The organism is Herbaspirillum sp. UBA812 (assembly GCF_002296545.1).
Lineage (GTDB): Bacteria > Pseudomonadota > Gammaproteobacteria > Burkholderiales > Burkholderiaceae_D > Herbaspirillum > Herbaspirillum huttiense.
The window spans coordinates 1-5,370 of the sequence record NZ_DBIC01000208.1; the positions used below are offsets into that span (position 1 = coordinate 1).

The following is a 5,370-nucleotide window of genomic DNA, read 5'->3' on the forward strand; positions in this document are numbered from 1 at the left end:
CACGCCCCGCTCTGCCAGCCACGGCCATCGTCGCGGCGCGCCAGCGGCAGCACATGGCCGACCGCGCTTTGCAGGCCCTGCGTGAAGACCTTCATCAGGCGTTCGCGCTCCTGCTTGTCATCCACGCGCGAATCAAAGGGATCGACATTGCCCGGCAGGCGGCGCTCGCGCCACATGTAGTAGAACACGTCTTCATAAGCCGGGAAGACGTTCTTGCCATCGACCTGCAGGCGCTGTGCCACGCGGTGCAGGAAATGGCTGGTGACGATCTTGTCGCTGACGTTGGGCTTGGTCTCGTCGCCGATCAGTTCAGGATTCAGCCAGATCGGTTCGCCATCGCGGCGCCAGTAGCAATTGAGCGCCCAGCGCGGCAACTGCTCGCCGGGATACCACTTGCCCTGGCCGAAATGCGGCAGGCCTTGCGCGGCATACTTGTCGCGCATGCGGTGATACAGCTCGGCGGCCAGCGGCTTCTTGGTCGCGCCCAGGGCAGCGGTATTCCATTCGGGTTCGTCCGGGTGATCCAGCGAGACGAAGGTCGGTTCGCCGCCCATGGTCAGGCGCACGTCGTTGGCCCGCAGGTCGGCGTCGATGGCATGGCCCAGCTTCTCGATGGCGGCCCACTGCTCTTCGGTATAGGGCTTGGTCACGCGCGGCGCTTCCCAGATGCGCTTGACCGACATCAGGTGCTCGAACTCCACTTCGCAGGGATCGACCAGGCCGCTGACCGGCGCGGCCGAGGCCGGTTCCGGCGTGCAGGACAAGGGGATGTGGCCTTCCCCGGCAAACAGGCCCGAGGTCGGGTCCAGCCCGACCCAGCCGGCGCCGGGCAGATAGACTTCGCACCAGGCGTGCAGGTCGGTGAAGTCGGCCTCGGGGCCGGAAGGACCATCCAGCGACTTCTGGTCGGCGGTCAGCTGGATCAGGTAGCCGGACACGAAGCGCGCGGCCAGCCCCAGGTGGCGCAGCAGCTGCACCAGCAGCCAAGAGGAATCGCGGCAGGAACCGGACTTCAGTTGCAGCGTTTCTTCCGGCGTCTGCACGCCGGGTTCCATGCGGATGGTGTAGCCGATGTGGTCGGCCAGCTTCTGGTTCAGCGCCACCAGGAAATTGGCACTGCCGATCTTCTCGCGCGGGATGCTCTTGAGGAATTTTTCAAACAGCGGCGACAGCGGCAGCTTCTGCCGGTAGGGCATCAGTTCGTTCTGCAGGTCCTTGGCATACTCGAAGGGGAACTCCTCGGCATAGGGTTCGAGGAAGAAGTCGAAGGGATTGATGACCGACATCTCGGCCACCAGATCGATCTCGATCTTGAATTCGGTGGTCTTCTCCGGGAATACCAGGCGCGCCAGGTAGTTCGATTCCGGGTCCTGCTGCCAGTTGATGAAGTGCGGCTCGGGCAGCACGCGCAGCGAATAGCTCAGGATGCGGGTACGGCTGTGCGGGGCAGGACGCAAGCGGATGACTTGCGGACCCAGGTTGATGGCACGGTCGTACTTGTAAGAGGTGACATGGTTCAGGGCCACGTGGATCGACATGGAATTCCTTTACGACAAGCAAATGGTCAAGCGCGGGGCTTGGTTGTTGGCGACATGCGGAGCAGTTCTCCTGCATACCTTGTTTTTCTTACCGCCTTATTACTTTCCTGATACTTTCCTGTTGGGGCTACCTCGTTGTGAGTGTAGGTGAGAGTGTTAGTGCCGGGGGAAGAAAAACTTAATTTTTCGATCCTGAAAACTAAGTCTTTCACTCGCATTGGCAAGCACGCCGCAAGCTTACCTGTGATGCATGTTAATGAAATCCCGCAGGCGCGGATAGATCTCGTTGTCCCAGCGCCGTCCGTTGAAGACCCCGTAATGCCCCACGGCCGTCTGAACATGGTGCAGGCGCATGTAGGGCCGGATGTTGCTGCACATTTCCTGTGCGGCCACGGTCTGGCCGACCGCACAGATATCGTCCTTCTCGCCCTCGATGGTGAAGAGCGCCGTGCGGCGGATGGCGCGCGGGTCGACCACGCGCTCGCGATAGGTCAGCTTGCCCAGCGGCAGCGCATGTTCCTGGAACACCGTGCGCACCGTTTCCAGGTAGAACTCGGCCGGCAGGTCAGCCATGGCGAAATACTCTTCGTAGAAATCCTTGATCTGCGCGGCCTGCGCCTCCTCGCCTTCGACCAGATGGTGATACAGCTTGCGGAAGGCATCGACGTGGCGGTTCAGGTTCATGTTCATGAAGGCGCTCAACTGCACGAAGCCCGGATAGACGCGCCGCCCGGCCCCGGCATGGCGCGCCGGGACGGTGCTGATCATGTTCTTCTCGAACCAGCTGATCGGCTTGCTCTTGGCCAGCGCATTGACGGCAGTCGGATTGACGCGGGTATCGAGCGGCCCCGCCATCAGCGTCAGGGTGCGAGGCTGGGCCGGATGATTGTCCTCAGCCATCACCGAGGCAGCGGTCAGCGCCGCCACCGTGGGCTGGCACACTGCCAGCAGATGCGCACCGGGTCCCAGCATATCGAGGAAATCGATGACGTGGGAAACATATTCATCCAGGCCGAAGCGGCCATGCTCGACAGCAACATCGCGCGCATTGCGCCAGTCGGTGATGTAGACGTCATGATCGCGCAACAGGGTCTTGACGGTGCCACGCAAGAGCGTCGCGAAGTGGCCCGACATGGGCGCCACCACCAGCACCTTGGGCTGCACGGCCGAGCTTTCCTTGCGGAAATGCAGCAGGCCACAGAAGGGCGTGGCGCTGATTTCCTCCTCGTGCACCGCAATTGTGCGTCCGCCGTCGAGCACCTCGCCGATCTCGAAGGGCGGGCGCGCATGGGTCAATTGCGTCCGCGCAAAAACCTCGCAGGCCGAGGCCATCTTGCGCAAGGCCGGATTGACCGGAACGCCGGGCCAGGTCGCCCCCAGCAGGGGTGCCATCATGCGGGCACAGGCCCGCAGCGGATCGGTGGCGTCGGCGTAGTTCTGGTAGAGCTGATAGGTATTGATCATGAAGCGCCGCCCTCGGTTGTCTCTTTTTGGTGTCCGCTCGCCATGGCAACGATGCAATTGTCGTGCCATTGATGGGCCGCCAGCCCGCTTGCGCGCAGCTTTTGGGAGTTTTCCGGAGACATTGGTGGCCGCGCGGAAATGCCGGCGGTGCGTGCCCTGCCGTTCCCGCGAGCTGGCACAAGCCTTGCAAGCAGTGGTACGCGGTCCGCTCCTGTGGCCCGTGTCCTCCCCGAGCGCAGACGGGGCGGGCGATGAAGATGATGACCATGAACAAGACACCGCCGCTCACGCGGCCGCGTGCCCAAAGTCAACCTGCACAAAACAGATAAAGGACTGACATGCCTAAGACGACTTTGCGCATCACCAGCAAGAACTACTCCTCGTGGTCCCTGCGCGGCTGGCTCATGGCCAGGTTCGCCGGGCTCTCTTTCGAGGAAGACATCGTGCCGCCTGACGACCCGTCGGCACGGGCAGAGATCCTGCTGCTGTCTTCCTCCATCCTGGTACCCAGCCTCCACCATGGCGACGTACTGGTATGGGATACGCTGGCCATTGCCGAATATCTCAACGAAATCCGCCCCGGCGCCAAGCTGCTGCCGGCCGACCTCGCCGCCCGTGCGCATTGCCGCTCGGTGTGCGGCGAAATGCATTCGGGCTTCTCGGCCCTGCGCGCGGCGCTGCCGATGAACCTCAAGGGCCACTTCCCCAACTTCAAGGTGTGGTCCCGCGCCGAAGCCGACATCGTGCGCATCACCACCATCTGGAAGGAGTGTCTGGCCAAGTACGGCGGGCCTTTCCTGTTCGGCGAACAGCGCACCATGGCCGATGCCATGTATGCGCCTGTGGTGACGCGCTTCATGACCTATGACGTCAAACTTGATCCCATCTGCACCGCCTATGCCAAGCGCATCATGGCCATGCCGGAGATGCAGGAATGGATCACCGCCGCCAAAAAGGAACCGGAGGACATCGACGAACTGGACGTGGAATTCTAGGGCGCGCGCAGCATCAGCAGCACCGGCAGGAAAAGTCGCGCCCGTTTTTGTCGCAGGCCCATGGCGGGAGACCGCAGAAAGGATGGATGTGATGAATACCGTAGCGGAGGCAAGCGTACTGGCGCAGAACACGTTTTCGCATGTCAGCGAAGGCGACACGCCCTATGAAACGGGAGGGCTGCGCGACTTCTTCCTGTATCGCGACCTGGGCATTGCCGCGGCCACCGGCGGCCAGGTGGTGGCGCAGCTGGTCAAGGCCAACATGGCCCCGGAAACGGGCACCGGATGGCATCGGCACGAGGCCAACTTCCACATCGTCATCATGCTCAAAGGCTGGGCGCGCTTCATGTACGAGACCGAAGTCACGCTGGTCAAGGCCGGGGATTGCGTGCACCAGCGGCCGGGCATCGTGCACTTCCTGTTCGACTATTCGCCCGACATGGAGTATCTGGAAATCGTTAGTCCGGCCGACTTCAAGACCATCGACATGCCGGCCCCCTGCGAGGTTCCCGCACCCACGCCCTGGAATAACTGAAGCCGCTGCGGGTCTGCGTTTGATGGCAGCAGACCCGCGCGGGCGAGGAGCAAAAGCATGCAATTTTCCTCTGTCAAAAAATTCAAGCCTCTGTTAGTCTTTCTTCATGCACGCTGGCGCTGGCGTGCAGCGGCAGTCCCCTAGCGCCATCGCATTACGCTGTACCCACGCTGTAGTTTTGCCGTACCCACCGCCTCTGTTTTCGTTACAACCTACTTAGAAAGATTCCCGCTCCCCACGGGAACACGAAGCAAATCTATGGCACATTTTTTTGATGAGATGTATTCAGGAGGCGCAGGCAGCGAAGCAGGTCAAGTGCGTCAGCACTATGCAGAATTCGCCAGCTGGCTTTCGGCGCAGTCGCCCGAAATCATCGCCCGCAAACGTGCCGAATCCGACCTGATCTTCCGCCGCGTCGGCATTACCTTCGCCGTCTATGGCAACGATGCCGGCACCGAGCGCCTGATCCCCTTCGACATCATCCCGCGCATCATCCACAAGGCCGAATGGGCCAAGCTGGAAGCGGGACTGGTCCAGCGCGTCAAGGCGCTCAACATGTTCATCCACGACATCTATCACGAACAGAAGATCGTCAAGGCCGGCATCATCCCGCCCGAGCAGATCTTCCAGAACGCCCAGTACCGGCGCGAGATGCAGGATGTGAACGTGGTCAACGACATCTACGCGCACATCGCCGGTGTGGACATCGTGCGGGCGGGCGAAGGTGAATTCTACGTACTCGAAGACAACCTGCGCGTGCCCTCCGGCGTGTCCTACATGCTGGAGAACCGCAAGATGATGATGCGGCTCTTCCCGGACCTGTTCAAGCGCCACAAGA

At 61.7% G+C, this 5,370-nt stretch carries 5 protein-coding genes; 3 read left to right on the forward strand and 2 right to left on the reverse strand.

Annotated elements, in window-relative coordinates; translation table 11 throughout:
* Nucleotides 1–1,538: transglutaminase family protein (locus tag B3873_RS13665; RefSeq protein WP_286866685.1), on the reverse strand; the 1,538-nt coding region annotated here is incomplete at its 3' end.
* 237 nt (nucleotides 1,539–1,775) lie between these two features.
* Nucleotides 1,776–3,002 carry a polyhydroxyalkanoate depolymerase gene (locus tag B3873_RS13670; protein WP_286866686.1) on the reverse strand — a complete coding sequence of 409 codons (1,227 nt, stop codon included), beginning with the start codon at nucleotides 3,000–3,002 and terminating at the stop codon, nucleotides 1,776–1,778.
* A 338-nt stretch (nucleotides 3,003–3,340) separates the two neighbouring features.
* On the opposite strand from B3873_RS13670, the gene B3873_RS13675 reads away from it, so the two are divergent.
* The 3 genes from B3873_RS13675 to B3873_RS13685 all read left to right on the forward strand — a co-directional run.
* Nucleotides 3,341–3,997: a glutathione S-transferase family protein gene (locus tag B3873_RS13675; protein ID WP_034338352.1), complete on the forward strand. Its 657-nt coding sequence runs from the start codon at nucleotides 3,341–3,343 to the stop codon at nucleotides 3,995–3,997.
* A 91-nt stretch (nucleotides 3,998–4,088) separates the two neighbouring features.
* Complete coding sequence (locus B3873_RS13680) at nucleotides 4,089–4,532, forward strand: cupin domain-containing protein (protein ID WP_252697265.1); 444 nt, start codon at nucleotides 4,089–4,091, stop codon at nucleotides 4,530–4,532.
* A gap of 258 nt (nucleotides 4,533–4,790) precedes the next feature.
* Nucleotides 4,791–5,370: circularly permuted type 2 ATP-grasp protein (locus B3873_RS13685; protein WP_286866687.1), on the forward strand; the 580-nt coding region annotated here is incomplete at its 3' end.